Consider the following 26,719-nt stretch of genomic DNA (forward strand, 5'->3'; position numbering starts at 1 on the left):
GTCGCATTAACCCTACTACGCTTAGGTTGATTCCATGGCACGCAATGTGCCCGGAGCATTCTGCGCCGAAACCGGTTGGGGTCGGGCAAGGATGTTCTGCAATCAATGGCTGGAATGTTCCCACCGTTACTCGCAAAATGCGTGGCGCTCCGGCGGATCGAAACGGACAGCAGGCAATATGAGCAGAAGCAACCCCGCAACGCTTGACAGCCGTAACAACCGGTTCGTGCTGACCACCTTCCTCTGGCGCCAGACCGCGTCGCTGGCGGGTTTTGCGCTGTTCGGCACCCTGGCGCTCGCCGTTGCCGCTCTTTCGACCTGGAACGTTGCCGATCCGAGCTTCTCCTATGCCACCTCGGAGGAGCCGACCAACCTGCTCGGCTATGCTGGCGCCGCCTTTGCCGACATCTTCATGCAATTCTTCGGCCTGGCAAGCGTCGTGGCGCTGCTGCCGGCCGTCGCCTGGGCGCTCGTGCTCATCGGCAACAAGCCCTTCGACAAGGTCGTGAAGCGGTTCTGCCTTTGGTTCGTCGGCTCGGTGCTCGCAAGCGCCGCCTTGAGTTGCGTGCCGGCGCCGATCACCTGGCCATTGCCGAACGGTCTCGGCGGCGTCTTCGGCGACATGATCCTGCGTTTCCCAGCCCTCTTCACCGGCACGTTCCCGACCGGCACCTTCGCGACCGTTCTCGCCTGCCTCTTCGCCGGGCCGGCGGCCTGGGCGCTGATCTTCAGCGCCGGCCTGATCGGCGTCAGCGACGAGGCGGAAGAGGAGCAGGCACCCGAACCCGTTCCCAGCAAGGCGCGCACTATCCGCGAAGAACTCGAGGATGAGGACGACGAAGGTCCGCTGACCCTGCTGATGGGTTCTCTCGCTCATATGCGCTTCACGGCACAGGCCCGGCTGCGGCGGGCCATCGGCATGAGCGCCAGCCGCGCCAAGCGCCAGTACGACGAGCCCTATGATTTCAACAACGACGAGTTCGGCACCCTCAACGAGCCGGTCCGGCCGAAGGCGCAGGTGGGCGGCGCGCGCATCGAACCGTCGCTCGAGCGTGCCGAACGCCGCGTCGTCACGCCGCCGCCGATCGTCGCCGACGAAGACGACCCGCCCTTCGACATCGACGAGCCCCGCCCCGCCGGCATCCTGCCGGACGACGAGGACGATATTGCCGCCGACTGGGCGCCGAGACCGGCCCCCGCCAAGCCGATGGTCGCGATAGGCGGCTCGCGGGTCGCTCCGCCGCCGGCACGGCCGAAGAGCGGACAGCGCGTCGAACGGGAAGCCCAGCGCTCCTTCGTCGAGGATGACGGCGACTTCGCGCTGCCGCCGATCCATTTCCTCGCCGAGCCGAAGAATGTGGCGCGCGACGCCTCGCTTTCGGCCGATGCGCTCGAACAGAATGCCCGCATGCTCGAAGGCGTGCTCGAGGATTTCGGCGTCAAGGGCGAGATCATCCATGTCCGCCCCGGCCCCGTGGTCACCCTCTACGAACTCGAACCGGCGCCCGGCATCAAGTCGTCGCGCGTCATCGGCCTTGCCGACGACATCGCCCGCTCGATGAGCGCGATCGCCGCCCGCGTCGCCGTCGTGCCGGGCCGCAACGCCATCGGCATCGAACTGCCGAACCAGCGGCGCGAAATGGTCTATCTGCGCGAGCTGATCGGCTCGCGCGACTTCGAGACCACCAAGACCAAGCTCGCCATGGCGCTCGGCAAGACGATCGGCGGCGAACCGGTCGTCGCCGACCTCGCCAAGATGCCGCATCTGCTCGTCGCCGGCACCACCGGCTCGGGCAAGTCGGTGGCAATCAACACGATGATCCTGTCGCTGCTCTATCGGCTCACCCCCGACCAGTGCCGGCTGATCATGATCGATCCGAAGATGCTCGAGCTTTCCGTCTATGACGGCATTCCGCATCTGCTCTCGCCGGTCGTCACCGACCCGAAAAAGGCCGTCGTCGCGCTCAAATGGACCGTGCGCGAGATGGAAGAGCGCTACAAGAAGATGTCGAAGATCGGCGTCCGCAACATCGACGGCTTCAACACCCGCGTCGAGCAGGCGCTGTTGAAGGGCGAAGCGATCACCCGCACCGTCCAGACCGGCTTCGACCGCCAGACCGGCGAAGCCGTCTATGAGACCGAAGAATTCGACCTTTCGCCGATGCCTTATATCGTCGTCATCATCGACGAGATGGCCGACCTGATGATGGTCGCCGGCAAGGACATCGAAGGGGCGGTACAGCGGCTCGCCCAGATGGCGCGCGCCGCCGGCATCCACGTCATCATGGCGACGCAGCGCCCGTCGGTCGACGTCATCACCGGCACGATCAAGGCGAACTTCCCGACCCGCATCTCCTTCCAGGTGACCTCGAAGATCGACAGCCGCACCATTCTCGGCGAACAGGGTGCCGAGCAGCTGCTGGGCCAGGGCGACATGCTCTACATGGCCGGCGGGGGGCGCATCCAGCGCGTCCACGGCCCCTTCGTCTCCGACACCGAAGTGGAAGAGGTGGTCGCCTATCTGAAGACGCAAGGGGTGCCGCAATATCTCGACGCGATCACCGAGGACGACGACGAGGAGAACGACGGCGGCGGACCGGCCGGCACCTCGAACCTTGCCGATTCCGAGGACCCCTACGACCAGGCGGTGGCGATCGTGCTGCGTGACGGCAAGGCCTCGACCTCCTACGTGCAGCGGCGCCTCGGCATCGGCTATAATAGGGCGGCATCGCTGATCGAGCGGATGGAGCAGGAAGGCATCATCGGTCCGGCCAACCATGCCGGCAAGCGCGAAATCCTGGTGCCGACCGAGGCGGAGATCACGGGCCGGTAAGTCTGAAAGACCGGCCGGTAACGGTCATTTGAGAGGCGGGCCGCCGCGGCAGCAGATAACGCCTTGAAGGCGCCCCACTTGCGCTCCAAATGACGCTGATATGAAGGAGACTGCGATGACAGAGACAAGAAACGGCGGCGGCGACACTCGGGCGATCTCGCGGCGCGTCTTCGTTTGCGGCCTGGCAGCGCTCGCAGGCATCGCCGGCACGACGCTGGACGCGGCCCCCGCTTCGGCGCAGGCCCCCGCCGTCGCCCAGAAGATCGCCGATCATTTTTCATCGGTGAAGACGATGGCGGGCGAATTCGTCCAGTTCGGTCCGCGCGGCGAGCAGACCGGCGGAAAGTTCTACATCCGCCGCCCCGGCCGCATCCGCTTCAACTACGAGGCGCCGTCGCCGATGCGCGTCATCGCCGACGGACGGTCGGTGGTCATCGGCAATATGAAGCTGAAGACCTGGGACATCTATCCCTTGTCGAAGACGCCGCTCAATCTGCTTCTGAGCGAGCGGATCGATCTCCGCAGCCGCATGGTGCGCGACGTCCGGGTCGAACCCGACCTCATCACCATCGTGCTCGGCGACCGCTCGATCTTCGGCGACTCGACCATCACCATGATGTTCGACCCGCGGACCTACAATCTCAGGCAATGGACGATCACCGACGCGCAGAAGAAAGACACCTCGGTGATGATCTTCAACGTGCAGACCGGCATCGCACTGGACGACAAGGTGTTCCGCATTCCCTATGACGAGGTGCGCAACAAGGGCGGCAAATAGCCATAGGCGCGTGGCCGCGACAGGACTCCAGGGCCGCCTTCGGGCGGCCTTTTTCATGCTTGTCGATTGGCCCCGGACCTGCTTAGAACGCCCGTACTGCCGGACATCCCGCTATTCAGAGGAATGAGAATGCCGCTTTCCATCGCCACGTGGAACATCAACTCCGTCCGCCTGCGCATGCCGCTCGTGGAGCATCTGCTGATGAATTGGCAGCCCGACATCCTCTGCCTGCAGGAGACCAAGTGCCCGGACGATCAGTTTCCGTCCGCACCTTTGAAGAAGCTCGGCTACAACTACATCGAAATGCACGGGCAGAAGGGCTATCACGGCGTTGCGACCATTTCCCGCCTGCCGCTGACCGAATTGACCGATCGCCGCGACTATTGCGGCGTCGGCGATGCACGCCATCTCTCCGTCGTCTTCGCAGCCGGCGGCAAGACCATCCGCCTGCACAATTTCTATGTGCCGGCCGGCGGCGACGAGCCGGATCGCACCATCAACCCGAAATTCGGCCACAAGCTCGATTTTGTCGACGAGATGAAGCTGTTGCACGCCGAGGCCGAGGCGGGCATTTCCTCGATTCTGGTCGGCGACCTCAACATCGCGCCGCTCGAGCACGACGTCTGGTCGCACAAGCAGCTCCTGAAGATCGTCAGCCACACGCCCGTCGAAACCGACGGGCTCACCACCGTCATGACCGGCGGCGCCTGGGTCGACCTGATGCGCCAGCACACCCCGCCGCCCGAGAGGCTCTACACCTGGTGGAGCTACCGGGCCAAGGACTGGGCCGCCGCCGACCGCGGCCGCCGCCTCGACCATATCTGGTCCTCGGCCGATCTCGCGACGAAACTCCTGCGCGTCGACATCCTCCGGGAAGCACGCGGCTGGGAGCGCCCCTCGGACCATGTGCCGGTGATTGCGCATTTCGAGCTTTGAGATCGCCACGCGCTTGGGAAGCATCTTCGACTAGGCAAAACGTTCGGCGAGCGCCTCGACGCGGCGGATCATCGCCTGCAGATTGTCGCGGATCCGGGCTTCGACCATTGCCGTCACCTCCGGGTATTCTTCCAGCATGCGGCGGAAAAGCGGCCGGTTGATGCGGATCACCTCGCTGTCCTCGTCCGCGGTCGCGGTGAACTTGCGCTCGACCATCGAGATCAGCGCCAGTTCCGATAGCAGAGCGCCGCGGCCGACGCTGTCGACCTGCTGCGGCCGGCCCTCGGCATTGAGCTTGGAGAGCGAAAAGCTCCCGGCGGCGACCGCATAGGCGCAGTCCGCCGGCGCCCCTTCGCGAAAGAGCTCGTGGCCCTTCGCCACGCGACGACGCTCGGCGCCGAAGGCGATCAGCCGAAGCTTGTCGTCGCCGATATCGGCGAAGAGCGAGACGTTGGACAGAAGCGCGATGTCGTCATTGAGCGTCACGCAGCAATTCTCCTGACTCACCTACGAGCAAGATGGGGAGGGGAAAACCCGCAAATCCCGCCTTACGGAACGATCTTGTAGCCGCCGTTCTCTGTCACCAAAATCTCGGCATTGGAAGGGTCGCGTTCGATTTTCTGGCGCAGCCGGTAGACATGCGTCTCGAGCGTGTGGGTCGTCACGCCGGAATTATAGCCCCAGACCTCCTCGAGCAGGACGTCGCGGGTCACCACCTTCTGGTCGGCCCGGTAAAGGTAGCGGATGATCGCCGCCTCCTTCTCGGTCAGCCGGATCTTCTGGCCGTTATCCAACGTCAGCAATTTTTGGCTCGGCTTGAACGTGTAGGGACCGACGCTGAAGGTAGCGTCCTCGCTCTGCTCATGCTGGCGCAGCTGGGCGCGGATACGGGCCAGCAGCACGGCGAAACGGAAGGGCTTGGTGACATAGTCGTTGGCGCCGGCCTCGAGCCCGAGGATCGTGTCCGAATCGGTATCGTGACCGGTCAGCATGATGATCGGCGCCTTGAATCCGCTCTTGCGCAACAGCTTCACCGCCTCGCGGCCGTCCATGTCCGGCAGGCCGACATCCATGATCAACAGGTCCACCTGGCGGGCGCGCGCCGTCTGGATACCCTTGCCGGCGGTCGCTTCCTGCAGGAGGTCGAACTCCTCGTAAAGAGAGAGCTGCTCTATCAACGTCTCACGCAGGTCATTGTCATCGTCGACAAGGAGGATAGTGCGCGTCGCCATGGGACAGTTCCTGTTGCTTCCTGAATTTCAAACTAGCTCAAATGCCGCCCTTGGCAAAGCGCGGCGGCCGCGCAATCTTGTCGCCTTGGAACCGTGCTTAGGGTGGCCGCGAGATCACGGGCAAAGCAAGAATTTGTGAGAATAATGCGCAAGAAAACGTCGGGAGTAAGATCGCGGAAATCCACCATTGTGGTGCGCACTGCGCCGCGCGATCGCCGCCGCGCGCTTCTGAGCTTCGACGGAAAGACCGAGCAGGCGGCGATCGGGCGAAGCGGCCTCACGGCCATGAAGCGGGAAGGCGATGGCGCAACGCCGCGGGCGACGATGAGGCTGATCGGCGGGTTCGCGCGCCGGGACCGCGTGTCCCTGCCGCCGACACGGCTGCCGATCCGCAGGATCCGCCGCGACATGCTCTGGTGCGACGCGCCGGGCCACGCCTCCTACAACCGCCCCGTCAGGGCACCGTTTGCCGCAAGCCACGAGGCGATGATGCGCGATGACGGACTATACGACATCTGCCTCGTCATGGATTGGAACATCTTGTCCAGGCGGCGACAAGCCGGCTCGGCGATCTTCTTTCATCTCATTCGCCCCGGTTATGAGCCGACGCAAGGCTGCATCGCCGTCAGCTTGCCGGCGATGAAGCGGCTGCTGAGGCATATGCGCCGGGGAACGGCTGTCCGGGTGGCATAGCCGCGAAGACCGTCATTGCTTCTGCTTGAGCATGCGCGGCGTCACGAACCGGACGAGGCGGCCGCTGCCGGGCTCGATCTCCGACCATTGCCCGGCATCGAAATCGATGACCGCGAGGGCGGCCGTGGGAAATTTTTCACGCAGGCGCGGCAGCGCCTCGCCCTCGCCGGCAAGGAGCAGTGCAAGCTCCTCCATGCCTGGATTGTGCCCGACGAGGAGGAGGCTGCGCACCGACGGCTCCACGCCCCGTATCACGCCGAGAATGGCTTTGGCCGCGACCTCGTAGATCCCGACGGCGTCACGGGAGTCGACGCTGGCCGGCAACGCCTCGGCCACCAGTTCCCAGGTCTCCTGGGCGCGTCGCGCCGTGGAAACAAGCGCCAGATCCGGCACGAGGCCCTGCTCGGCCATATAGGCGCCAATCACCGGGGCAGCCTTTCGCCCGCGCCCGGCGAGCGGCCGGCGATGGTCGGCCACGCCTTCGGGCCAGGCGGATTTCGCATGGCGGAGCAGCATCAGGCGCCGTGCGGCGGTCTTGTCGTGATCAGCCATGAGGTTCTTCGCGGGTCAGGTGGAACGCGGCCATTGTGGCACCGTTGACGCCACTTGTCTGCCCGCGGAAGCTTCTTGTGACGCTCAATGAAAAAGGCCGCCCTCGAGAGGGCGGCCAAATTGCCGGAAAAGTTCGAACCGGCTTATTTCCACTCGCGGATATCGACGAAATGGCCCGCCACCGCGGCGGCGGCGGCCATTGCGGGGGAGACAAGATGGGTGCGGCCCTTGAAGCCCTGGCGGCCCTCGAAGTTGCGGTTCGAGGTCGAGGCGCAGCGCTCGCCCGGCTTCAGCCGGTCGTCGTTCATCGCCAGGCACATCGAGCAGCCCGGTTCGCGCCAGTCGAAGCCGGCCTCCTTGAAGATCCTGTCGAGACCCTCGGCCTCCGCCTGTTCCTTGACGAGGCCCGAGCCCGGCACGATCATCGCCGAAACGGTCGGGGCGACCTTGCGACCTTCGACGACCTTGGCAACGGCGCGCAGGTCCTCGATGCGACCGTTTGTGCAGGAGCCGATGAACACCCGGTCGATGGCGATGTCGGTGATCTTCGTGCCCGGCTTCAGGCCCATATAGTCGAGCGCCCGCCATTTGGAAGCGCGCTTGGTCTCGTCCTGGATGTCGTCCGGATTCGGAACGGCGCCCTGGACCGAGATGACGTCTTCCGGAGAGGAGCCCCAGGAGACGATCGGCGGCAAGTTGGCCGCGTCGAGCACGACGACCCGGTCGTAATGGGCGCCCTCGTCGGTGTGCAGCGTCTTCCAGTAGTCGAGCGCCATGTCCCAGGCCTTGCCCTTCGGCGCGCGCGGCTTGTCCTTGATATAGGCGAAGGTCGTCTCGTCCGGCGCGATCAGGCCGGCGCGGGCGCCGCCTTCGATCGTCATGTTGCAGACCGTCATGCGGCCTTCCATCGACAGCGAACGGATCGCCTCGCCGGCGAATTCGATGACGTGGCCGGTGCCGCCGGCGGTGCCGATCTCGCCGATGATGGCGAGGATGATGTCCTTGGCGGTGACGCCGGGCGGCAACTGCCCGTCGACGCGCACCAGCATGTTCTTCGCCTTCTTCTGGATTAGCGTCTGGGTGGCCAGCACGTGCTCCACTTCCGACGTGCCGATGCCGTGCGCCAAAGCACCGAAGGCGCCATGCGTCGAGGTGTGGCTGTCGCCGCAGACGATCGTCATGCCCGGCAGCGTGAAGCCCTGCTCGGGTCCGACGATATGGACGATGCCCTGGCGCTTGTCGTTCTCCGAATAATATTCGACGCCGAAATCGGCGGCGTTCTTGGCAAGCGCCTCGACCTGGATTCGGCTTTCCTCATTCTTGATGCCGAGATGGCGGTCCGGCGAGGTCGGCACGTTATGGTCGACGACGGCCAGCGTCTTTTCCGGCGCCCGGACCTTGCGGCCGGCCATGCGCAGTCCTTCGAAGGCCTGCGGACTCGTCACCTCGTGCACGAGGTGACGGTCGATGTAGAGCAGACAGGTGCCGTCATCCTGTTGATTGACCAGATGATCGTCCCAGATCTTGTCATAGAGGGTACGCGGTGCGCTCATAGCGAGATATCCATCGAATTTTAAAATACGGAAAAGCCGGCGGCGATGCTGCCGGAAACAACGCTGATCAGGCGATCAGGATAGGCGGCTCGTCAGAGCGCCGCAGACATGCGCAAAGAACCGTGCCGGCAGACGCTTGTGGTCCTGCAGCACGACGATTTTCTGGGCGCGACATCCGAACTTGGATTCCATGGCCGGTGCTCATATCAATTTTTCGACTGTTCGGCAATTGGCGAGATGGCAGGCAGTTGACGGTCAGAGCCCTCCCCAACCCCTCCCCACAAGGGGGAGGGGCTTGGCGCGCGCGGCACCCTCTTCGATCACCTCGGCGCAAGAGGCGGCTGCAGCGGTGCAGAAGGGAGGTTTGGGCGCGGCATCGGAGCCCCTCCCCCTTGTGGGGGGTTGGGGAGGGGCCTTGCGAGGGGAACGCGCCCTACCGCGCCTCTGCCCTTCTCAGCCGCCGCTCGAGCCCCCGAAGCGCCAGCGACAGACCGATCGTCAGGATGAGATAGACATAGGCGACGATCGAATAGGTCTCGAAGAAGCGGAACGAGCCCGAGGCGTAGACCTTGCCCATCTGGGTGATGTCGGCGACGCCGAGCACCGAGACGAGTGAGGAGTCCTTGACCATCGCCACGAAGTCGTTGCCGAGCGGCGGCAGGATGACGCGGATCGCCTGAGGGAGGACGACGAGCCGGAAGCGCTGGTAGCGCGTCAGGCCGAGCGCCTTGGCCGCCTCCACCTGCCCCTTGTCGACGGAAAGGATGCCGGCGCGGAAGACCTCGGCGATGAAGGCGGAATAGCCGATCATCAGCGCGATGATCGCCCGCCACATCAGCGAAACGTCGCGCACGACGAGCGGCTCCATGACGCCCGCCTTGACGAGCGGCGTCGCCAGGAAATTGACGGCTGTCACCAGCGCCGGCGCACCGACGAAGGCGATATAGAAGAGCAGGACCAGGATCGGCACGCCGCGAATGACTTCCGTGTAGAAGCGCGCCGCCTGGCGCAGTGCCGCGTGCTCGGAAAGCGCCATCAGCGCCACGCCGAGGCCGAGCATGGTCGCGAGCGCGAAGCCGACCAGGGTTACGAAGACGGTGACGCCGAGACCTTTCAAGACGACCGCGAAGACCTGAGCGAAGATGTCATTGGCGGCGATCACCGCGGCGAGCGCCACGGCGATTACAAGGAGGGCGACCAGCCACCAGGGATAGTCGCCCTTCTCGGAAGCGGATGAATTGACCGGCGCCATCGTGATTCCATAGTTGAGACGCGGGATGCGAGCGGAAAACCGCATGCACTTTTCCTCATCCCGCTCCACAGCGCCGCGCGTCCAATAGGACGCGCTAAGGTCGCTATAGTACTTTGAAATGCTGCATGATTTTGTCCTCAAATCGATTCCGATTTCGGGAATCATGCAGTAGCGATCAGCCGCCCATCTTGTAGTCGAGGAACCACTTCTTGTTGAGCGCGTCGAAGGTGCCGTCCTCTTTCAGCGCCTTGATTGCGGCGTTGACCGGCTGGACGAGATCGGATCCCTTCGGGAAGATGAAGCCGAAATCCTCGGTGCCGAGGGGCTCGCCGACCACCTTGAGCGTGCCTTCGGAGGCGTCGACATAGCCTTTCGCCGCGACGCTGTCGGTCAGCACCAGATCGACGTCGCCGGCCTTCAGCGCCTGGACCGTCGCACCGAAGGTCTCGAACAGCTTGATGCGCGGGTTCTGCTCGTTGCCGTCGAGAATTTCATAGACGGCGGTGTAGAAGGGCGAGGTGCCGGGCTGGGCGCCGATCAGCGCGTCCTCGACCGCGGCGAAGCTCTTGGCGTCCTTGAAGCGCGCCTCGTCGGCGCGCACCAGCATGAACTGCTGCGAGCGCATGTAGGGATCGGAGAAGTCGACCTTCTCCTTGCGGTCGTCCTTGATGGTGATGCCGGTCATGCCGATCTGATACTGGCCGTCGGATACCGATTGGATCATCGCATCCCAGCTGGTGTTCTGATATTCTACCTTGAAGTTCAGCCGCTTGGCGATCTCGTTCATCGCGTCATATTCCCAGCCGACCGCCTGGCCCGACTTCGGATCGACGAACTGCAGCGGCGGATAGGCGTTCTCGGTGACGACGACGACCGTTTTGCCGCCAAGGTCGGGCAGGCCGCTCGCGACGGCGGACGCGGAGAATGCGAAGGGAACGGCGAGGGCAGCGGCGATGCCCGCGAGCACGTGGCGGCGGATTGTCATTGGAGGAACTCCCGAAAATTGTGGCGACCGAAAAATGTCACGAATTTCGCCGGGAAGACAAGCAGATAGTGCCAAAAAAGAAAGGCGGCCGGGAGGCCGCCTTTGCGAATAACTCCGAAGAGTCGAAATCTTATTCTGCGGCCGCTTCGGCTGCCTTTGCCTCTTCGGCTGCCTTTGCTTCCGCCGCTTCGGCGGCTGCTTTTTCGGCGGCGAGCGCCTGGGCGGCTGCGACCTTCTCGGCCTCGATGCGTGCCTTCTCGTCGGCGACTGCCTGGCGCTCGGCTTCGTTCAGCTTGCGGGCGCGCGTGCCGGTGTTCTCGACGATACGAGCCGACTTGCCGCGACGATCGCGCAGGTAGTAGAGCTTGGCGCGGCGGACCTTACCGCGGCGGACCACTTCGACGCTCTCGACGAGCGGCGAGTAAACCGGGAATACGCGCTCGACGCCTTCGCCGTAGGAAATCTTGCGAACCGTGAAGCTTTCGTTGAGGCCGCCGCCGGAGCGGGCGATGCAGACGCCTTCATAGGCCTGGACGCGGGTACGGTTGCCTTCGACGACGCGGACGTTGACGCGGACGGTGTCGCCGGCGGAAAAATCGGGAAGGGTGCGCTTGGCGGCGATCTTGGCGGCCTGTTCGGCTTCCAGCTGCTGGATGATGTTCATCGGTCTAACCTTTGCTTTCTTCTGAAACAGCCAGAGCGCTCTCGGTCGGCCTGTCGGATTTCCTTCAGGCCTTGCCCTCTTTAAGGACAGGAGCGGATTCGCCATTCTTTCTTGGTGGTCGACGGGCAAGAACCCGAACCGGGGCGGCACATACACCAAACGAGACTGCTTGTCATCCCCGATCGCAGATTTTCTCGGATGCCCGACGCGTCGATTGTACGCGCGGCCGAGACATGATAAGGAAACCTTATTATTTTTCTACGTGATCGAACCGGATGCCCAGGAAACTCGAATCCGACACGATCGGATTGCTGCTCACCGATGTCTCGCGGCTGCTGCGCGGCGCCTTCGACCGCAAGGTCAATGCGATGGCGCTCGGCATCACCCCCGGGGAAGCGCGCACGCTGATCCAGGTCGCCGTGACCGAGGGCATCAAGCAGGCGGAGATCGCCACGCGTATGGGGATCGAGCCGATGACGCTCTCGGCCTATCTCGATCGCCTCGAGGCACTGGAGCTGGTGGCGCGGGTGCCTGATCCGGCCGACCGGCGCGCCAAGAATGTCGTCATCACCGAAAAGGCCGACCCGCTGCTTTCCGAGCTGATGAGCGGGCTCAGGGGAATGATGAACGCCTATACCGAGAGCCTCGGCGACGAGGGCCGCGAGCAGCTGCGCGGCAGCCTCCGGATCCTCCGCGACAATCTTCGCCGCCTGGATCCCTGTCTTGCCGGCAAGGAGAAGACGCAATGACGCTCAGGATGAGCGAACGGCGCACGAGCATCATCGGCGCCTTCCTGGTGGCGCTCGGCCCGGTTTCCATGGCGCTCTATACGCCGGCCATGCCGGAACTCGTCCGCGCCTTCGCCTCCAGCGAGGCGGCGATCAAGATGACGCTGTCGCTCTATTTTGGTGGCTTCGCCTTCGCCCAGCTCGTCTCGGGCACGCTTTCCGACGTTATCGGCCGCCGGCCGGCGACGCTGATTTTTATGGCCATCTATCTCGCCGGCAGTCTGATGGCCGCCTTTGCGCCGTCGATCGCCGTGCTGCTCGCCGGGCGGCTGGTGCAGGGGATCGGCGCCTCGGTCGGCATGACGGTCGCCCGCGCCATCGTCCGCGACCAGTTCACCGGCACGAGCGCCGCCCGCATCATGAACATGATCGGCATGATGCTGGCGCTCGGGCCGGCCGTCTCGCCGACGCTCGGCGGCATTGCGCTTGGTCTTTTCGGCTGGCAGTCGATCTTCCTGCTGATGGTCGGCTTCGCACTGATGGCCTGCCTGACCGTGCATTTCTTCATGGCCGAGACGGTGGCGCCCGACCGCAGCAAGGGGCATCTGCGGCCGATCCTTGCCGCCTATCGCGAACTGCTGGCCGACAGCCGCTTCTTATCGACGACGCTGGTGATCGCCGGCGCCGTCGGCGCGCTCTACGCCTGGGCGACGATGCTGCCCTTCGTGCTGATCAGCGAGGTCGGGCTGACGCCCACCGAGTTCGGCGTCGGCATGCTGATGCAATCGGGTCTGTTCTTTTCCGGCACGGTGACGGTGCGGCTCCTGATGCGGCGCTTCACGCCGCAGGCGCTGGTGCCCGTCGGCCTCTCTTTCATCGGCGCATCGAGCCTCATCCTTGCCTTTACAATGCAAGCAATGGAGCCGACCTTCCTCTCGGTCATGACTCCGATCGGCATCTACGCCTTCGGCATCGCCTTCATCATGCCCTATATGATGACCGCGGCGATGGCGCCCTTCCCGCATATCGCAGGCACGGCGTCGGCGTTGATGGGCTTCATCCAGATGGGCTCCGGCCTTCTCGGCGGCGCGCTTGCCGCCCTCGTCGGCGCGCCCGCCCTGGCGCTCGGGACGATCATCCCCGGCTTCGGCCTGATCTCCATGGCGAGCTATATCTGGTATCGCAGGGCGGTTCGGCTGAGGCCGCTCGCCGCGCCGGCACCAGCCGAAGCGCCGTTGAGCGAAGCGGCGGAATAGAGACAGTTGCAGGGAAGTGTGACGGTTTTCCATCCACGACACCACGACGAGATGAATTGAGCTGCGCTCGGGGTGGATGCCCCTCTGCTGCCGGGCATGCCCCTCATCTGCCTGCCGGCCTCTTATCCCCGTCACACGGGGAGAAGAGGGAATGCCTCGATCCCGGCACCAAACGGCGGCCGTCGAGAAATGTGCACGCCTGCGGGTCAAGAAGGGACCAAGCGATTGCGGCTTGTCTCTCCGTCCCCGTGCGCGGCGTGCGCGGGGAGAAGATGCCGGCAGGCAGATGAGGGGCAGGCGGAAGGGAGCCGGCCGTAGATGCTCCCCTTGAAACCGGCTTTGCCTTCAAACCGCCCGGCACGAAAAAACTGCGGCGGATTGCTCCGCCGCAGCTCTGTCTCGAGGAATTCCGGCCTCAGCGGTTGCGGGCAGCGAGCGTGCGCAGGCGCAGGGCGTTCAGTTTGATGAAGCCGGCAGCATCCTTCTGGTCGTAGGCGCCCTGGTCGTCCTCGAAGGTGACCAGCTTGTCGGAATAGAGCGACTTCGCGCTCTCGCGGCCGGTGACCATGACATTGCCTTTGTAGAGCTTCAGCGTCACTTCGCCTTCGACATGCTCCTGGCTCTTGTCGATGGCCGCCTGGAGCATCTCGCGCTCCGGCGAGAACCAGAAGCCGTAATAGATGAGCTCGGCATAGCGCGGCATCAGCTCGTCCTTCAGATGCGCCGCGCCACGGTCGAGGGTGATGCTCTCGATCGCCCGGTGGGCGGCGAGCAGGATCGTGCCGCCGGGGGTCTCATAGACCCCGCGCGACTTCATGCCGACGAAACGGTTCTCGACGAGGTCGAGGCGGCCGATTCCGTTGTCGCGGCCGTAGTCGTTGAGCTTGGCAAGCAGCGTCGCCGGCGACAGGCGCACGCCGTCGATCGAAACGGCGTCGCCGCGCTCGAAGCCGATCTTGATGATGGTCGCCTGGTCCGGAGCAGCCTCCGGCGAGATCGTGCGCATGTGCACATATTCCGGCGCTTCCTGAGCCGGGTCTTCCAGCACCTTGCCTTCCGATGAGGAATGCAGCAGGTTGGCGTCGACGGAGAAGGGCGCCTCGCCCTTCTTGTCCTTGGCGACCGGGATCTGGTGCTTTTCGGCGAATTCGAGCAGCTCGGTGCGGCTCTTGAACGACCAGTCGCGCCAGGGAGCGATGATCTTGATATCGGGATTCAGCGCATAGGCCGATAGCTCGAAGCGGACCTGGTCGTTGCCCTTGCCGGTCGCGCCATGGGCGATGGCGTCGGCACCGGTCTTCCTGGCGATGTCGATCAGGTGCTTGGAGATCAGCGGCCGGGCGATCGAGGTGCCGAGCAGATAGACGCCTTCGTAGACCGCATTGGCGCGGAACATTGGAAAGACGAAGTCACGCACGAACTCCTCGCGCACGTCCTCGATATAGATCTCCTTGATGCCGAGCATCTCCGCCTTCTTGCGCGCCGGCTCAAGCTCCTCACCTTGGCCGAGATCGGCGGTGAAGGTCACCACTTCGGCGCCGAGTTCGGTCTGCAGCCATTTGAGGATGATCGAGGTGTCGAGACCGCCGGAATAGGCGAGTACGACCTTCTTCACGTCTTTGTGCGATGCCATTATGTCTGTCCGTGCTATTCGAGGGCGGAATGCCGCCGTGCAAAATCTGCGGCACTTTAGCCAGAACTCGAAGCGATACAAGCGGAACAAGCGGCATTCGGACGAATCTGCTGGCGAAAGGATGTAAGCTTCGGTATCAGCAAAGACCTGCGCCTGAGGAATAGCCATGGACTTCCTGCCAAGCCTGCCGACCCTCCTTACCTTTGCCGGCGCGAGCCTGCTGCTGGCGGCAACGCCCGGACCCGACATGACGCTGTCGATCAGCCGGGCACTGGCGCAGGGCAAGAAGGCCGCGCTCTTCGTCGTGGTCGGCACCGGGCTCGGCATCGTCGTCCACACGCTGCTCGTCGCCTTCGGCATCTCGGCGCTGATCACCGCCTCGCCGACCGCCTTCCTGGTGTTGAAGACCGGCGGTGCCGCCTACCTCCTGTGGCTCGCGATCCAGGCGATCCGCTACGGCTCCAGCCTGTCGGTAACGAAGGCGACGGAGGTGGCGGAGGCGAAGGGTACGGCGTCGCTTTCGAACATTTCGACCGGCTTCTCCGTCAACATCCTGAACCCCAAGGTCGTGATCTTCTTCATGACCTTCCTGCCGCAATTCGTCAGCGCCGACGACCCGGCGGTGACCGGCAAGCTCCTGTTCCTCGGTTTCTTCTTCATCGCCATCGGCATGCCGGTCAACGCGCTGGTGGTGCTAGCCGCCGACTGGCTGGCGGCCTGGCTGCAGCGCAACAGGCGGGCGATGCGAGCGCTCGACTACAGCTTTGCCGGGGTGTTTTCGGTGTTTGCCGTGAAGATTTTTCTGACGCAGGCGCGGTGACGTCCATCCCGAGGGCTCTTGCCCCTCAATCCTCGCCGTGGTTGGCGATCATCATCGCCTCGAAGGCGAGTCGGTCGACCTTGCGCATGCGCTCCGATTCCGACTTGAGCTGGCCGCAGGCGGCGAGGATGTCGCGGCCGCGCGGGGTGCGGATCGGCGAGGCGTAGCCGGCCTGGTTGATGAAGTCGGCGAAGGCTTCGATCTGCTCCCAGTCCGAACACTGGTAGTTGGTGCCCGGCCAGGGATTGAAGGGGATCAGATTGATCTTCGCCGGGATGCCCTTCAGGAGCTTCACCAGTTCCTTGGCGTCCTCCAGGCTGTCGTTGACGTCCTTCAGCATTACATATTCGAAGGTGATGCGGCGCGCATTGGAAAGGCCCGGATAGGCGCGGCAGGCCTCCATCAGCTCCTTCAGCGGATATTTCTTGTTGATCGGCACGAGCATGTCGCGCAGTTCGTCTTTGACGGCGTGCAGCGAGATTGCCAGCATGACGCCGATCTCCTCGCCGGTGCGATAGATTTCCGGAACGATCCCGGAGGTCGACAGCGTGATGCGCCGCTTCGAGAGCGACAGGCCGTCGCCGTCCGAGGCGATCAGCAGTGCCGTCTTGACGTTCTCGAAATTATAGAGCGGCTCGCCCATGCCCATCATCACGATATTGGTGATCTTGCGGCCCTCGGCCGGCACGATCGCGCCCTGCGGCGTGTCGCGCTCCGGAAAGTCGCCGAGCCTGTCGCGGGCGAGCAGAAGCTGCGAGAGGATTTCCTCGGCCGTCAGATTACGCACCAGCTTCTGCGTGCCGGTGTGGCAGAAGGAACAGGTGAGCGTACAGCCGACTTGGCTCGAAATGCAGAGCGTGCCGCGGCCTTCCTCGGGAATATAGACCGTCTCGATTTCCACCGGCCGTCCGGCGCCGCGCGGCGGAAAGCGCAACAGCCATTTGCGCGTGCCGTCGCCCGAAACCTGCTCTTCGACGATTTCGGGCCGGGCAACGGTGAAATGCTGCTTGAGCATTTCGCGCATGTCCTTGGAGACATTCGACATCTGGTCGAAGTCCGAGACGCCGCGCACATAGAGCCAATGCCACAGCTGGCTGACGCGCATCTTCACCTGCCGCTCCGGCACGCCTTTCTCGACCAAGAGCTTGGCCATGTCCTCGCGCAAGAGGCCGATCAGCGACGGCTTTTCCGTTTGCGGCGCGACGCGCACCTGCGGCGCCTTAACGATATCCGGCCTGTTCAAGATCTCGGTGGCTGGCATGCTCGTGGTCCTGTCATGGAGCGGGGGCTGTCCGGATATGCGTCTCCGGATCATCTTCCGATGCTCGAACTGAAGTATGGCGAGCCTTCGGGCGCGCTCACACGGGGCGCAGGGCTCTGGATTGCGGGCGCTTTAGCATTCTTTTTGCGGCGAGTCACCATGAGCGCTTCAGCCGAAAGCAAAAAGGCCGGCTGAGCAGCCGGCCTCTGAGTCGGGAACGCAGGGTCCGGCCTACTTGCAGGCCTCGATCTGCTTCAAGGCGGCGGAGATGCCGGAGAGCGAATAGGAGTAGGAGGTTGCCGTGCCCTTGCGCGACTTGGCGTTGACCGACATGTCCTTGCCCGATTTCATCGCCGCGACCAGCGCCGGCTCTTCCGCGGCATTCTCGACCCAGGCAGAGTTGCCCTTGGTGAACATGATGAAGGTGCGTCCGTCGATGACCACGTTGACCTTCGAATTGTCCTGTAGCTGATAGCCCATCATCACCTGCGGCTCGTAGCTGATGTTCTGCCCCGGGCGCTGCGAGACGAGGAAGAAGATGTCTCCGTGGTCGACGCCGGCAGGGCTCTTTTCCTTTGGAACCGACAGGACATAGCAGACCTTGCCGCCGCCCGACTGATAGGAGTACGCGCCCCAGGCGTTGAACTGCTGGATTCGCGTCGGCGATTGCGCGGAAGCCACGCCGGCTGCCGCCATTACGAGTACGATTGCAGTTGCGATCTTTCTTGCAAACATGAGTTCCTGCCGATTTCCTAGCTTGCGGTTGCCCGAACCAGGCTTACACGGGCAACGCATAGTCACGATTTGAATTTATTTTGACTTAATTCAGGTTACCAAACCGTCAACGATCGCCGCAATCGTCCCGTTTTGTCCCACAGGAACAGTGCGCCCGCAGCCTTGGGCCATTGCGGGCGTGCGGTTCGTCCCTGTGCGGATTTGCCGGTCCGGTCGGACATCGGTACTGGCGGGCCGTGGCCGGTGATCTTCCTGTCTCAAATCTCGTCGGACGCGCCGTTCTGCTGCCTCACGCCCACAGCCGTCACGTTTACGGAATCTATGTCACAAAGAATCGGGCAAGAGTTTGTCGTCGCGGGCGGCAATGCGGCGACCTCGGCAACGGGGTGGCGCCGCTAGTCGTCGAGCCGCTCGCCGAACGTCTCGTCGGCCTTGTGATAATGTGTCTCCTTGATTTGGCCGCTGATCGCCGCAAAGGCGGCAGTCAATACGGCGACGTCGTCGGAGAAGCCGACGGCGGCGAGTACGTCGGGCACGAAATCGAGCGGCAGGACGAAATAGGCCAGTGCCGCGAGCAGTATCCCTCGGGTGCGGGTCGGCGTCTGCGGGTCCACCGCGCAATAATAGGCGGCGACGAGATCGCGGCTGAAGGGAATCTGGCGAACCGCCCGGCGGAAGGTCGGCCAGAAGCGGCGGCGCACCTTGCGCTCGCGGCGCTCCTGTTCGGATTCCTCGCCTGGAAGGAGAATTTCACCAATCTTCACGTCGTCCATCGCGTCCGTTCCGCTTGTCACCAGCCAGATATGGGCATGGCAGGCGCCATTTCAAATGGCCGTATTTAGATGGCCTTACTTCAGATGATCCGGCATCCGCCCGGCAGCCGACTGGTCCATCTTCGCCGCCAGCTTGAAGTCGAGCTCCGTCAGGCCGCTGGCATCATGCGTCGAAAGCGTGACATCGACCTTGTTGTAGACATTGAACCATTCCGGGTGGTGGTTGAGCTTCTCCGCCGCGAGAGCGCATTGCGTCATGAAGCTGAAGGCTTCGGCGAAATTGCGGAAGCGAAACGCCTTCCAGATCGAGGCTCCGTCCTCGGCGAGAACCCAGCCTTCCATCCTGTGGAGATGCTCGGCGATAGTCTCGGCATCGAGCTTTTCGGGCCTCATGCGATTTTCTCCCTGCCCTTTTCAGGCTAACCATGCCGCGTGGACGTGCGGTCGAATGCTCCATGGATACCATGAAACCCGTCAGAATTCTCTTCGTTTGTCTCGGCAATATCTGCCGATCGCCATTGGCAGAGGGCATCATGCGTCAGCTTGCGTGCCGAAACGGCTATGGCGATGTGGTCTCGGTCGATTCAGCCGGCATGGGTGCCTGGCATATCGGCCATCCTCCCGACCGCCGCTCGATCGCAGTCGCCAGAGCCCACGGCATCGACATTTCCGGTCTGCGCGGCAGGCAGATCGACGCGGCCGATCTTGCCGCCTTCGACCTGATCCTCGGCATGGACCGCCGCAATGTCGCCGAGCTGCGGAGGCTCGCCTCGCCCGAGACATTCCACAAGGTGCATCTGTTCATGAACGTTGCCGCGGGCCGGAACGACGACGTTCCGGATCCCTATTCCGAAACGGCGGATGCCTTCGAGGCGCTCTACCAGATGCTGGAGGCCGGCTGCTCCTCGCTGCTTGCGAAGCTCACGCGCCCTTCGTGAAGCGGGAACACCTCTTCCGTCAGATAGGGCCCGCCGCCGACCGAGTCGCGCGAGGATAGGAGGACGAAGCGCGGAACGATAAAGGGCGCGGTCATGAAATTGCCGCGCCCTGACAGATACTCGACGACGTCGTCGACACGTGAAGCGCGTAGTCGCGCCAGCGTCACGTGCGGCGTGAACTTGCGCGGGTCCGGCGGCAGGCCGAGACGCTGGCAGATGCGTTCGATTTCCGCCTGCAGCGCATACATGTCCGGATTGTTGCTGACGCCGGCCCAGACCGAGTGCGGCTTCTTCGAGCCAAAGGCACCGATGCCGGTCAATTGCAACTGAAATTCCGGCCGTTCGATGCGGTCGAGGCCGTCGATGATTTCATTGGCGGTGCGCCAATCGACATCGCCGATGAAACGCAGGGTAATGTGGTAATTCTCCACATCGATCCATCGAGCTCCGGGAAGACCTCCGCGCAGCAACGAAAGACTCATTGCTGCATTGTGCGGAATTTCGAGGGCGGTGAATAGTCTCGGCATGGCGAGCTCCCCGAATCTCTTGCAGATGTCTTAGCGAATCACGCATCGACTCTGCACGCAACTGTTATTTGGCGAGTTGAGAAATTAACATCTGCTTAATTGTGGATGTTCGTTATTCTCCTTTGTGCAGTGATCTGACGAATTGCTCGGCCGTTGGAAGAAAACGCTCCACCATTACGGCAATGCCATCGCTGTTCGGATGCATGCCGTCGTCGAGTTGCAGTCCTGCTTTGGTTACGACTCCGTCGAGGAAGAAAGGGTAGAAGGCGAGTTTGTGTTCCCTAGCGAGGTCGGAATAAATCAAATTGAAGCGCGCGCCGTAGTCGCCACCCATGTTCGGCGGCGCCATCATGCCGACGAGCAGCACCGCAATGCCGCGCTCCTGGAGCCGGTCAATCATAGCCTCGAGGTTTTTGCGGGTTTCCTCGGGCGAGACGCCGCGCAGCGCGTCATTGGCGCCGAGTTCGAGGATCACGCCCTTCGTTCCGTCAGGCACCGACCAATCTATGCGGGCGAGACCGCCCGAAGTCGTGTCGCCGGAGACGCCCGCATTCGCGATCGTGACATCGAAGCCCTTGTCCTTGAGCGCCTTTTCAAGCCGGGCGGGGAAAGCATCCTCCGGCGGAAGCTGGTAGCCGGCCATCAGGCTGTCGCCGAAGCCGACGAGGCTGAGGCTTTCGGCCCGGGCTGCCGCCGATAACGCGATTGTCATTGCAAGGCTCAAGAAAAACGGGAGAAAATCTTTCAATCGCATGCTTCCGTTCCTAAATCGGCGGGCAATCTTTTCGTCAATCCTCTTTCATATAGGGTCGTTCCGCGTGGCAAAAACCATCATCGAACTGAAAAATGCGGACCTGACCCTCGGCGAGGCGGCAGCCTCGGTGCACGTGCTGAAGGGCATGAGCCTGACCATCAATGCCGGCGAATCCGTCGGCATCGTCGGGCCGTCCGGCTCGGGAAAATCGACACTCCTGATGGTCATGGCCGGCCTCGAGCGCCTCGATCGCGGCGAGATCGTCATTGACGGCACGGCCCTGCACCGGATGAGCGAGGACGAGATCGCCGATTTCCGCGGCCGCAATATCGGCATCGTTTTCCAGTCCTTTCATCTGATCCCCAATATGACGGCGCTCGAAAACGTCGCGGTGCCGCTGGAACTCGCCAATGTCCGCGACGCCTTCGGCATCGCCCGCCGAGAGCTCGTCGCCGTCGGGCTCGGCGAACGGCTGACGCATTATCCGGGACAGCTTTCCGGCGGCGAGCAGCAGCGCGTGGCGATCGCCAGGGCGCTGGCGCCGTCGCCGAAACTGCTGATCGCCGACGAGCCGACCGGCAATCTCGATGCCGAGACGGGCCGGCAGATCGCCGACCTGCTCTTTGCCGAGCAGCGCGAGCGCGGCATGACCCTCATTCTCGTCACCCATGACGCGGCCCTCGCCGGGCGCTGCTCCCGGCAGGTGCGGGTCCGTTCGGGCGAGATCGTCTCCGGGGCCGAGGCCGCGCCGCTCGCCGAACCGGCCCGTCCGGAGGCCGCATCCGCATGAGCGCAGCCACGGTCATCCGCCGCCTTCGCGCGTTCCTCGCCCTTCGTCTGGCGCTCCGGGAGATGCGCGGCGGTCTCAAGGGCTTCTATATCTTTCTTGCCTGCATCGCGCTCGGCACGGCGGCGATCGCCGGGGTCAATTCGCTGTCGCAGTCGATCAGCGCGACGATCGCCTCGCGGGGCCAGGAGATCCTTGCCGGCGATATCCGCTTCGAGCTCAACAACCGCCTCGCGACGCCCGAGGAGCGCGCCTTTCTCGAGGGCTTCGGCGACGTTTCGGCATCCGCCGGCTTGCGCTCGATGGCGCGCCTTCCGGACGGGTCGAACCAGGCGCTCGTGGAGTTGAAGGCCGTCGACGGCGCCTATCCGCTCTATGGCGCGCTTGAAAGCGAGCCGGCAGGGCCGCTTGCCGAACTCCTTGCGAAGGATGGCGATGTCTACGGTGCGGTTGCCGCGCCGCTGCTCCTCGAGCGGCTCGGCATCGCCTCGGGCGCCGAGATCCTTCTCGGCAATGCGCGGATCCGCGTCAATGCCACGATCATTCGCGAGCCGGACGCACTGTCCGACGGATTCGGCTTCGCGCCGCGGCTGATGGTGTCGGCCGAGGCGCTCGCTGTTTCCGGCCTGGTGCAGACCGGCAGCCTCGTCGAGCACGCTTACAAGATCAGGCTCGCCGATCCGTCGCGTGTCGCCTCGATCCGGACGGAAGCGCAGGCGCGTTTTCCCACAGCCGGCTGGTCGATCCGCACCAGCAGCAATGCCGCCCCGTCGCTCAACACCAACATCACCCGCTTCTCGCAGTTCCTGACGCTCGTCGGGCTGACAGCGCTGATCGTCGGCGGGGTCGGGGTCGGCAATGCGGTGCGCTCCTATCTCGACGGCAAGCGCGGGGTCATCGCCACCTTCAAATGCCTCGGCGCGCCGGCCTCGCTGGTGGCGACGGTCTACCTCGCACAGATTCTGATGATCGCCTCGATCGGCATTGCCATCGGCCTCGCGCTCGGTGCCCTGATCCCATTCGTGGCGGCGCAGTTCCTCGCCGACGTATTGCCGGTGTCGACATCCTTCGAGCTCTATCCCTCGGCGCTTGGCCTTGCGGCGCTCTTCGGCTTGCTGACGGCGCTTGCCTTTGCGGTCCTGCCACTCGGCCGGGCGCGCCGGGTGCCGGCCACCGCCCTCTTCCGCCAGCAGGGTTTCGAGCCGAGCGGCTTTCCCGCCTGGCCCTATCTCGCGGGCGCGCTCGTCTGCCTGGCGGCGCTCGCAGGCCTTGCCGTCTGGACCGCCTATGACCGCTACATCTCGCTGATCTTTCTCGGCGCGATCGCCTTTGCCTTCGTCGTCCTGCGGGCCGTTGCCTTCCTCATCGGCTGGCTGGCGCGGCGCAGCCCGCGCGTCCACTCGCCGGCCCTGCGGCTGGCAATCGGCAATATACACCGGCCCGGCGCACTGACGCCGTCGGTGGTCCTGTCGCTCGGGCTGGGCCTCGCGCTTCTGGTCACGCTCGCGCTCATCGACGGCAATCTGCGGCGCGAGCTGACCGGCAGCATGTCGGAGCGCGCGCCAAATTTCTTCTTCGTCGACATTCAGGGTCATGAGATAGACGGCTTCCGGTCGCTGCTCGGCAGGGCGATGCCGAAGGGCAAGATCGTCGAGGTGCCGATGCTGCGCGGCCGCATCGTCGCCCTCAACGGCCAGGACGTGAACAGCCGCACCGTGCCGCCCGGCGGACAATGGGTCTTGCGCGGCGACCGCGGCATCACCTACGCGAAGAACAAGCCGGAGAATTCGACGCTCACCGCGGGCGCATGGTGGCCCGCGGATTTCAGCGGCGAGCCGCTCGTCTCCTTCTCGGCCGAAGAGGCCGGCGAGCTTGGCCTGAAGCTCGGCGACACGGTCACGGTCAACGTGCTCGGCCGCAACGTCACCGCCCGGATCGCCAATTTCCGCAATGTCGAGTGGGAATCGCTGTCGATCAATTTCGTCATGGTCTTCTCGCCCAACACCTTTGCTGGCGCGCCGCATGCCTGGCTGGCGACGATCATCGACCCGGATGCCACGGCGGCGGAAGAAGCGGCGGTGCTGAAATCCGTCACCAACACCTATCCCACGATCACCAGCGTTCGCGTCAAGGACGCGCTCGACATCGTCAACACGCTGCTCGGGCAGCTTGCGACGGCAATCCGCGCCGCGGCCGCCGTGGCGTTGATCGCATCCGTGCTGGTGCTCGCCGGCGCGCTTGCCGCCGGAAACCGGGCACGCATCCACGACGCGGTGGTGCTGAAGACCCTCGGCGCCACCCGGGGAGCTTTGATCCGCGCCTTCAGCTACGAATATTTCATTCTCGGCGTGGCCACCGCCGTCTTCGCGCTCCTGGCAGGCGGAGTTGCGGCCTGGTTCGTCGTCAGCCGCATCATGACGCTGCCGTCGAATTTCCTGCCGGACGTGGCCTTCGCTACGATCGCCGTTGCCCTCGTCGTGACGGTCGGCATCGGCCTTGCCGGGACCTGGCGCATCCTCGGGCAGAAGGCCGCGCCGGTCCTGCGCGAACTGTAGCGGTGGCGATTAACCGTTAATCACCCGTGTTTGATCGCCCAAAAGCCCGGCTTTGCTCGATTCAGGCCCGGCCGGGTCTTGTGCGGCGCGGCTTTCACCATCATATTTATCCACAGGCATGCTGGAGCCCCGCAGCGGCGCCTGGGCGTGAGCTGGCACAGACACCCGCCGCCCGACACCGTAATTCCAACCGGGGCTTAAAGAGGAAACAATGGCTGATCTGAGAAACTACCAAACCCGAATGTCGCCCGCCGGCGCTCAGGCGGGTGCCGTGATCGATGAAGGCCTTCGCGCTTACATGCTGAAGGTCTACAACCTGATGGCCCTGGGGCTGGCGATCACCGGCGTGGCAGCTTACGGGACCTATGCGCTTGCCGTCTCCAATCCGGCATTCGCCCAGCTCATCTACGCCTCGCCGCTGAAGTGGGTCGTGATGCTGGCACCGCTTGCGCTGGTCTTCTTCATGAGCTTCCGCATCAACTCCATGAGCGTTTCCGCCGCCCAGACGACGTTCTGGATCTACGCGGCGCTGATGGGCCTTTCGTTGTCCTCGATCTTCCTGGTCTTCACCGGGCAGAGCATCGTGCAGACGTTCTTCGTGACGGCCGCCTCGTTTGGCGCCCTGTCGCTCTACGGCTACACGACGAAAAAGGATCTGTCGGGCTTCGGCACATTCCTGATCATGGGCCTGTTCGGCCTGATCATCGCGTCGATCGTCAACATCTTCCTTGCTTCGTCGGCCCTCGGCTTCGCGATCTCCGTGATCGGTGTTCTGGTCTTCGCCGGCCTGACCGCCTACGACACGCAGAAGATCAAGGAAATGTACTTCGAGGCCGATGACGTCGCGGTTGCCGGCCGCAAGGCTATCATGGGCGCGCTGACGCTCTACCTCGACTTCATCAACCTGTTCATGTTCCTGCTGCAGTTCCTGGGCAACAAGAACGAGTAGTCGGGACTGGATTGACGAAGAAGGCGGCTTCGGCCGCCTTTTTTGTTGCGCCGAATCTTGATCGGTCCGGCCGCTTCATGCGAATGCTGCAGCAGTCCCAACAACGAAAAATCTCCCATGACCTTCACGCTTCGCGACGCCGTCGCCGCCGATCTTCCCGCCATCACCGAGATCTACCGCGAGTCGGTCCTGAACGGTGTCGCGACCTACGAGGTGACGCCGCCCTCCGAGGCGGAGATGGCGCTGCGCTTTTCGACGATCACCGGCAGCGGCTATCCCTATATCGTCGCCGCGGACGAGCAGGGCAGCGTGCTCGGCTACGCCTATGCGTCGGCCTTCCGCACCCGGACCGCCTATCGGTTCCTGGTGGAGGATTCGATCTATCTGGCGCCGGAATCGCGCGGCCAAGGCATCGGCAGGGCGCTGCTCGAGGAGCTCGTCAAGCGGTGCACCGCGCTCGGTTTTCGCCAGATGGTGGCGGTGATCGGCGGCGCCCACCCCTCCTCGATCGCCGTTCATCGCGCCGTCGGCTTCGAGCATCAGGGAACGATGAAGGCAACCGGCTTCAAGCATGGGCGCTGGCTGGATACCGCGATCATGCAGCTTCCTCTCGGCGAGGGGACGGACACCCTGCCCGCCGAGGGCGCCTATCCGGATACGCTTTACCGGAGCTGATTGCCCCTCTCCTCGGGTTTAACCCGAGGACTAACCCTCTCCCCGTACGCGGGTAGAGGGACTGGAGCCGGCGCGGCATAGTCCTTCGCCCCGCTTGCGGGGAGAAGGTGCCGGGAGGCGGATGAGGGGCAATTCCAAATGGAGACGCTGCGTTATGTCTCGACGAGCTTCAGCACCTTGTCGAAGACTTTGAGGACCTGTGCCAGCTCGTGGCCGCGCTTCAGGATCGTGCCTTGAGCGTTCAGCACGCTGTAGGCACCCTGTTTGGCGGCGAGTTTGGGGTTCTTCTCGATGCGGTAGAGCGGGACTTCCCCGGCGCGCTTGAACACCGAGAACACGGCACGGTCCTTCAAATGGTCGATCGCGTAGTCGCGCCATTCGCCCTCACCGACCATGCGGCCGTAGAGTCTCAGAACGAGGTCCAGCTCACGGCGGTGGAAGGTGACTGGCGGGGGGTTTTTGGCTTGCTTGTATTCGTGAAAATCGACGACCACATTCGATGTGGTCTGGCCCTGGTGACGCGCTTCGCCCTCCGGCAAATCCGATTGATCGGTCATCGGCAATTCGGCCTTCTGATGTGACAGGACCATGACAGTGTGCCTGACGAGAGACGAAAAGCAAGCCGGAAGCTGTTGGCAAGGCGGGCAATTCTTGCCCTTGCCGCAATTCAGTCAAATCGCCGCCCCAATTCACCGCAAAACTCCGACCGCTGCCGGACGAGTCGTTGCCACCGTATGTCCGGACAGGTTGTCATGCTGCGGGAGGTTTCCAAACGCAGACATGACCGGTTCGGTCCGGTAACTTCGAACCCTCAGCCCCAGCCCCTCGATGCTGCCGGGCCGAACCATCC

The 26,719-nt window shown here is 63.8% G+C and carries 27 protein-coding genes; 12 read left to right on the plus strand and 15 right to left on the minus strand.

The features are described 5' to 3' along the window. Nucleotides 1–178 precede the first annotated feature (178 nt). The 3 genes from CO664_RS18740 (at nt 179) to CO664_RS18750 (ending at nt 4,547) form a co-directional block, all read left to right on the plus strand. Nucleotides 179–2,833: a DNA translocase FtsK gene (locus tag CO664_RS18740; protein WP_097539575.1), complete on the plus strand. Its 2,655-nt coding sequence runs from the start codon at nt 179–181 to the stop codon at nt 2,831–2,833. Between the two features lie 115 nt (nt 2,834–2,948). Further along, complete coding sequence (locus CO664_RS18745) at nt 2,949–3,611, plus strand: outer membrane lipoprotein carrier protein LolA (RefSeq protein ID WP_097526216.1); 663 nt, start codon at nt 2,949–2,951, stop codon at nt 3,609–3,611. 129 nt (nt 3,612–3,740) lie between these two features. Further along, entirely contained in the window at nt 3,741–4,547 is an 807-nt protein-coding gene (locus CO664_RS18750; RefSeq protein ID WP_097539576.1) for an exodeoxyribonuclease III, read from the plus strand. 30 nt (nt 4,548–4,577) lie between these two features. Here the strand turns inward: CO664_RS18750 and CO664_RS18755 are convergent, their stop codons facing one another. Further along, nucleotides 4,578–5,033, minus strand: a complete 456-nt coding sequence (locus CO664_RS18755; protein ID WP_097539578.1) for a Crp/Fnr family transcriptional regulator — start codon at nt 5,031–5,033, stop codon at nt 4,578–4,580. Between the two features lie 62 nt (nt 5,034–5,095). Continuing rightward, nucleotides 5,096–5,779 (minus strand): response regulator transcription factor, encoded by a 684-nt coding sequence (locus tag CO664_RS18760; RefSeq protein ID WP_037390380.1) that lies wholly within the window; start codon nt 5,777–5,779, stop codon nt 5,096–5,098. Between the two features lie 144 nt (nt 5,780–5,923). Between CO664_RS18760 and CO664_RS18765 the strand changes: the two genes are divergently transcribed. Continuing rightward, complete coding sequence (locus CO664_RS18765; RefSeq protein ID WP_097539580.1) at nt 5,924–6,472, plus strand: L,D-transpeptidase; 549 nt, start codon at nt 5,924–5,926, stop codon at nt 6,470–6,472. A 12-nt stretch (nt 6,473–6,484) separates the two neighbouring features. Here the strand turns inward: CO664_RS18765 and CO664_RS18770 are convergent, their stop codons facing one another. From CO664_RS18770 to rplS, 5 genes are all read right to left on the minus strand, one after another. Further along, complete coding sequence (locus CO664_RS18770) at nt 6,485–7,024, minus strand: histidine phosphatase family protein (RefSeq protein ID WP_097539581.1); 540 nt, start codon at nt 7,022–7,024, stop codon at nt 6,485–6,487. Nucleotides 7,025–7,167: 143 nt separating this feature from the next. Next, nucleotides 7,168–8,577, minus strand: coding sequence for a 3-isopropylmalate dehydratase large subunit (gene leuC / locus CO664_RS18775; protein ID WP_037418025.1), 1,410 nt, complete (start codon nt 8,575–8,577; stop codon nt 7,168–7,170). Between the two features lie 433 nt (nt 8,578–9,010). Continuing rightward, nucleotides 9,011–9,829 carry an amino acid ABC transporter permease gene (locus CO664_RS18785; RefSeq protein WP_037418189.1) on the minus strand — a complete coding sequence of 273 codons (819 nt, stop codon included), beginning with the start codon at nt 9,827–9,829 and terminating at the stop codon, nt 9,011–9,013. Nucleotides 9,830–10,004: 175 nt separating this feature from the next. Further along, complete coding sequence (locus tag CO664_RS18790) at nt 10,005–10,814, minus strand: basic amino acid ABC transporter substrate-binding protein (protein ID WP_097539582.1); 810 nt, start codon at nt 10,812–10,814, stop codon at nt 10,005–10,007. Nucleotides 10,815–10,944: 130 nt separating this feature from the next. Beyond that, nucleotides 10,945–11,478: a 50S ribosomal protein L19 gene (gene rplS, locus CO664_RS18795; protein WP_064242464.1), complete on the minus strand. Its 534-nt coding sequence runs from the start codon at nt 11,476–11,478 to the stop codon at nt 10,945–10,947. Between the two features lie 275 nt (nt 11,479–11,753). Between rplS and CO664_RS18805 the strand changes: the two genes are divergently transcribed. Both CO664_RS18805 and CO664_RS18810 read left to right on the plus strand, forming a co-directional pair. Next, nucleotides 11,754–12,227, plus strand: a complete 474-nt coding sequence (locus CO664_RS18805; RefSeq protein WP_097539583.1) for a MarR family transcriptional regulator — start codon at nt 11,754–11,756, stop codon at nt 12,225–12,227. Next, nucleotides 12,224–13,462: a multidrug effflux MFS transporter gene (locus tag CO664_RS18810; protein ID WP_097539584.1), complete on the plus strand. Its 1,239-nt coding sequence runs from the start codon at nt 12,224–12,226 to the stop codon at nt 13,460–13,462. Before CO664_RS18805 ends, CO664_RS18810 begins: the two co-directional genes overlap by 4 nt. A gap of 415 nt (nt 13,463–13,877) precedes the next feature. Here CO664_RS18810 and CO664_RS18815 read toward each other — a convergent pair whose 3' ends face one another. Further along, complete coding sequence (locus CO664_RS18815) at nt 13,878–15,095, minus strand: argininosuccinate synthase (RefSeq protein WP_097526115.1); 1,218 nt, start codon at nt 15,093–15,095, stop codon at nt 13,878–13,880. Between the two features lie 166 nt (nt 15,096–15,261). Between CO664_RS18815 and CO664_RS18820 the strand changes: the two genes are divergently transcribed. Continuing rightward, nucleotides 15,262–15,915, plus strand: coding sequence for a LysE family translocator (locus CO664_RS18820; protein WP_097539585.1), 654 nt, complete (start codon nt 15,262–15,264; stop codon nt 15,913–15,915). A gap of 25 nt (nt 15,916–15,940) precedes the next feature. Here CO664_RS18820 and rlmN read toward each other — a convergent pair whose 3' ends face one another. The 4 genes from rlmN to CO664_RS18840 all read right to left on the minus strand — a co-directional run bounded on the left by rlmN (nt 15,941) and on the right by CO664_RS18840 (nt 19,077). After that, complete coding sequence (gene rlmN / locus CO664_RS18825; protein WP_097539586.1) at nt 15,941–17,176, minus strand: 23S rRNA (adenine(2503)-C(2))-methyltransferase RlmN; 1,236 nt, start codon at nt 17,174–17,176, stop codon at nt 15,941–15,943. Nucleotides 17,177–17,407: 231 nt separating this feature from the next. Next, nucleotides 17,408–17,911, minus strand: coding sequence for an invasion associated locus B family protein (locus tag CO664_RS18830; RefSeq protein WP_037418046.1), 504 nt, complete (start codon nt 17,909–17,911; stop codon nt 17,408–17,410). 395 nt (nt 17,912–18,306) lie between these two features. Then, nucleotides 18,307–18,684 (minus strand): YkvA family protein, encoded by a 378-nt coding sequence (locus CO664_RS18835; RefSeq protein WP_037418049.1) that lies wholly within the window; start codon nt 18,682–18,684, stop codon nt 18,307–18,309. A 75-nt stretch (nt 18,685–18,759) separates the two neighbouring features. After that, entirely contained in the window at nt 18,760–19,077 is a 318-nt protein-coding gene (locus tag CO664_RS18840) for a 4a-hydroxytetrahydrobiopterin dehydratase (RefSeq protein ID WP_097539588.1), read from the minus strand. Nucleotides 19,078–19,148: 71 nt separating this feature from the next. On the opposite strand from CO664_RS18840, the gene CO664_RS18845 reads away from it, so the two are divergent. Further along, a complete protein-coding gene (locus tag CO664_RS18845; RefSeq protein ID WP_176536623.1) occupies nt 19,149–19,622 on the plus strand; it encodes a low molecular weight protein-tyrosine-phosphatase in 474 nt (157 codons plus the stop codon). On the opposite strand, the gene thpR is transcribed toward CO664_RS18845, so the two are convergent. Both thpR and CO664_RS18855 read right to left on the minus strand, forming a co-directional pair. After that, entirely contained in the window at nt 19,562–20,149 is a 588-nt protein-coding gene (thpR, locus tag CO664_RS18850; RefSeq protein ID WP_097526109.1) for an RNA 2',3'-cyclic phosphodiesterase, read from the minus strand. The genes CO664_RS18845 and thpR overlap by 61 nt on opposite strands. A 112-nt stretch (nt 20,150–20,261) precedes the next feature. Next, nucleotides 20,262–20,903: an arylesterase gene (locus tag CO664_RS18855; protein WP_097539590.1), complete on the minus strand. Its 642-nt coding sequence runs from the start codon at nt 20,901–20,903 to the stop codon at nt 20,262–20,264. Between the two features lie 64 nt (nt 20,904–20,967). Between CO664_RS18855 and CO664_RS18860 the strand changes: the two genes are divergently transcribed. The 4 genes from CO664_RS18860 (at nt 20,968) to CO664_RS18875 (ending at nt 25,869) form a co-directional block, all read left to right on the plus strand. Further along, nucleotides 20,968–21,693 (plus strand): ABC transporter ATP-binding protein, encoded by a 726-nt coding sequence (locus CO664_RS18860; RefSeq protein ID WP_037418060.1) that lies wholly within the window; start codon nt 20,968–20,970, stop codon nt 21,691–21,693. After that, nucleotides 21,690–24,245: an ABC transporter permease gene (locus CO664_RS18865; protein ID WP_097539591.1), complete on the plus strand. Its 2,556-nt coding sequence runs from the start codon at nt 21,690–21,692 to the stop codon at nt 24,243–24,245. The genes CO664_RS18860 and CO664_RS18865 overlap by 4 nt, the downstream gene beginning before the upstream one ends. A 211-nt stretch (nt 24,246–24,456) precedes the next feature. Next, entirely contained in the window at nt 24,457–25,194 is a 738-nt protein-coding gene (locus tag CO664_RS18870; protein WP_037390358.1) for a Bax inhibitor-1/YccA family protein, read from the plus strand. Nucleotides 25,195–25,311: 117 nt separating this feature from the next. After that, complete coding sequence (locus CO664_RS18875) at nt 25,312–25,869, plus strand: GNAT family N-acetyltransferase (protein ID WP_037418066.1); 558 nt, start codon at nt 25,312–25,314, stop codon at nt 25,867–25,869. Between the two features lie 152 nt (nt 25,870–26,021). On the opposite strand, the gene CO664_RS18880 is transcribed toward CO664_RS18875, so the two are convergent. Further along, nucleotides 26,022–26,426 (minus strand): DUF2794 domain-containing protein, encoded by a 405-nt coding sequence (locus CO664_RS18880; protein WP_037418194.1) that lies wholly within the window; start codon nt 26,424–26,426, stop codon nt 26,022–26,024. Nucleotides 26,427–26,719: the final 293 nt, after the last annotated feature.

It is taken from the genome of Sinorhizobium sp. NG07B (assembly GCF_002532005.1).
Classification (GTDB): Bacteria; Pseudomonadota; Alphaproteobacteria; order Rhizobiales; family Rhizobiaceae; genus Sinorhizobium; species Sinorhizobium fredii_C.

Excerpts from the sequence above, each read along its gene's own strand:
- CO664_RS18740 (WP_097539575.1), top strand. The coding sequence starts at position 179 with ATGAGCAGAAGCAACCCCGCAACGCTTGACAGCCGTAACAACCGGTTC.
- CO664_RS18745 (WP_097526216.1), top strand. The coding sequence starts at position 2,949 with ATGACAGAGACAAGAAACGGCGGCGGCGACACTCGGGCGATCTCGCGG.
- CO664_RS18750 (WP_097539576.1), top strand. The coding sequence starts at position 3,741 with ATGCCGCTTTCCATCGCCACGTGGAACATCAACTCCGTCCGCCTGCGC.
- CO664_RS18760 (WP_037390380.1), bottom strand. The coding sequence starts at position 5,779 with ATGGCGACGCGCACTATCCTCCTTGTCGACGATGACAATGACCTGCGT.
- CO664_RS18765 (WP_097539580.1), top strand. The coding sequence starts at position 5,924 with ATGCGCAAGAAAACGTCGGGAGTAAGATCGCGGAAATCCACCATTGTG.
- CO664_RS18770 (WP_097539581.1), bottom strand. The coding sequence starts at position 7,024 with ATGGCTGATCACGACAAGACCGCCGCACGGCGCCTGATGCTGCTCCGC.
- leuC (WP_037418025.1), bottom strand. The coding sequence starts at position 8,577 with ATGAGCGCACCGCGTACCCTCTATGACAAGATCTGGGACGATCATCTG.
- CO664_RS18785 (WP_037418189.1), bottom strand. The coding sequence starts at position 9,829 with ATGGCGCCGGTCAATTCATCCGCTTCCGAGAAGGGCGACTATCCCTGG.
- CO664_RS18790 (WP_097539582.1), bottom strand. The coding sequence starts at position 10,814 with ATGACAATCCGCCGCCACGTGCTCGCGGGCATCGCCGCTGCCCTCGCC.
- rplS (WP_064242464.1), bottom strand. The coding sequence starts at position 11,478 with ATGAACATCATCCAGCAGCTGGAAGCCGAACAGGCCGCCAAGATCGCC.
- CO664_RS18805 (WP_097539583.1), top strand. The coding sequence starts at position 11,754 with ATGCCCAGGAAACTCGAATCCGACACGATCGGATTGCTGCTCACCGAT.
- CO664_RS18810 (WP_097539584.1), top strand. The coding sequence starts at position 12,224 with ATGACGCTCAGGATGAGCGAACGGCGCACGAGCATCATCGGCGCCTTC.
- CO664_RS18815 (WP_097526115.1), bottom strand. The coding sequence starts at position 15,095 with ATGGCATCGCACAAAGACGTGAAGAAGGTCGTACTCGCCTATTCCGGC.
- CO664_RS18820 (WP_097539585.1), top strand. The coding sequence starts at position 15,262 with ATGGACTTCCTGCCAAGCCTGCCGACCCTCCTTACCTTTGCCGGCGCG.
- rlmN (WP_097539586.1), bottom strand. The coding sequence starts at position 17,176 with ATGCCAGCCACCGAGATCTTGAACAGGCCGGATATCGTTAAGGCGCCG.
- CO664_RS18830 (WP_037418046.1), bottom strand. The coding sequence starts at position 17,911 with ATGTTTGCAAGAAAGATCGCAACTGCAATCGTACTCGTAATGGCGGCA.
- CO664_RS18835 (WP_037418049.1), bottom strand. The coding sequence starts at position 18,684 with ATGGACGACGTGAAGATTGGTGAAATTCTCCTTCCAGGCGAGGAATCC.
- CO664_RS18840 (WP_097539588.1), bottom strand. The coding sequence starts at position 19,077 with ATGAGGCCCGAAAAGCTCGATGCCGAGACTATCGCCGAGCATCTCCAC.
- CO664_RS18845 (WP_176536623.1), top strand. The coding sequence starts at position 19,149 with ATGAAACCCGTCAGAATTCTCTTCGTTTGTCTCGGCAATATCTGCCGA.
- thpR (WP_097526109.1), bottom strand. The coding sequence starts at position 20,149 with ATGCCGAGACTATTCACCGCCCTCGAAATTCCGCACAATGCAGCAATG.
- CO664_RS18855 (WP_097539590.1), bottom strand. The coding sequence starts at position 20,903 with ATGCGATTGAAAGATTTTCTCCCGTTTTTCTTGAGCCTTGCAATGACA.
- CO664_RS18865 (WP_097539591.1), top strand. The coding sequence starts at position 21,690 with ATGAGCGCAGCCACGGTCATCCGCCGCCTTCGCGCGTTCCTCGCCCTT.
- CO664_RS18870 (WP_037390358.1), top strand. The coding sequence starts at position 24,457 with ATGGCTGATCTGAGAAACTACCAAACCCGAATGTCGCCCGCCGGCGCT.
- CO664_RS18875 (WP_037418066.1), top strand. The coding sequence starts at position 25,312 with ATGACCTTCACGCTTCGCGACGCCGTCGCCGCCGATCTTCCCGCCATC.
- CO664_RS18880 (WP_037418194.1), bottom strand. The coding sequence starts at position 26,426 with ATGACCGATCAATCGGATTTGCCGGAGGGCGAAGCGCGTCACCAGGGC.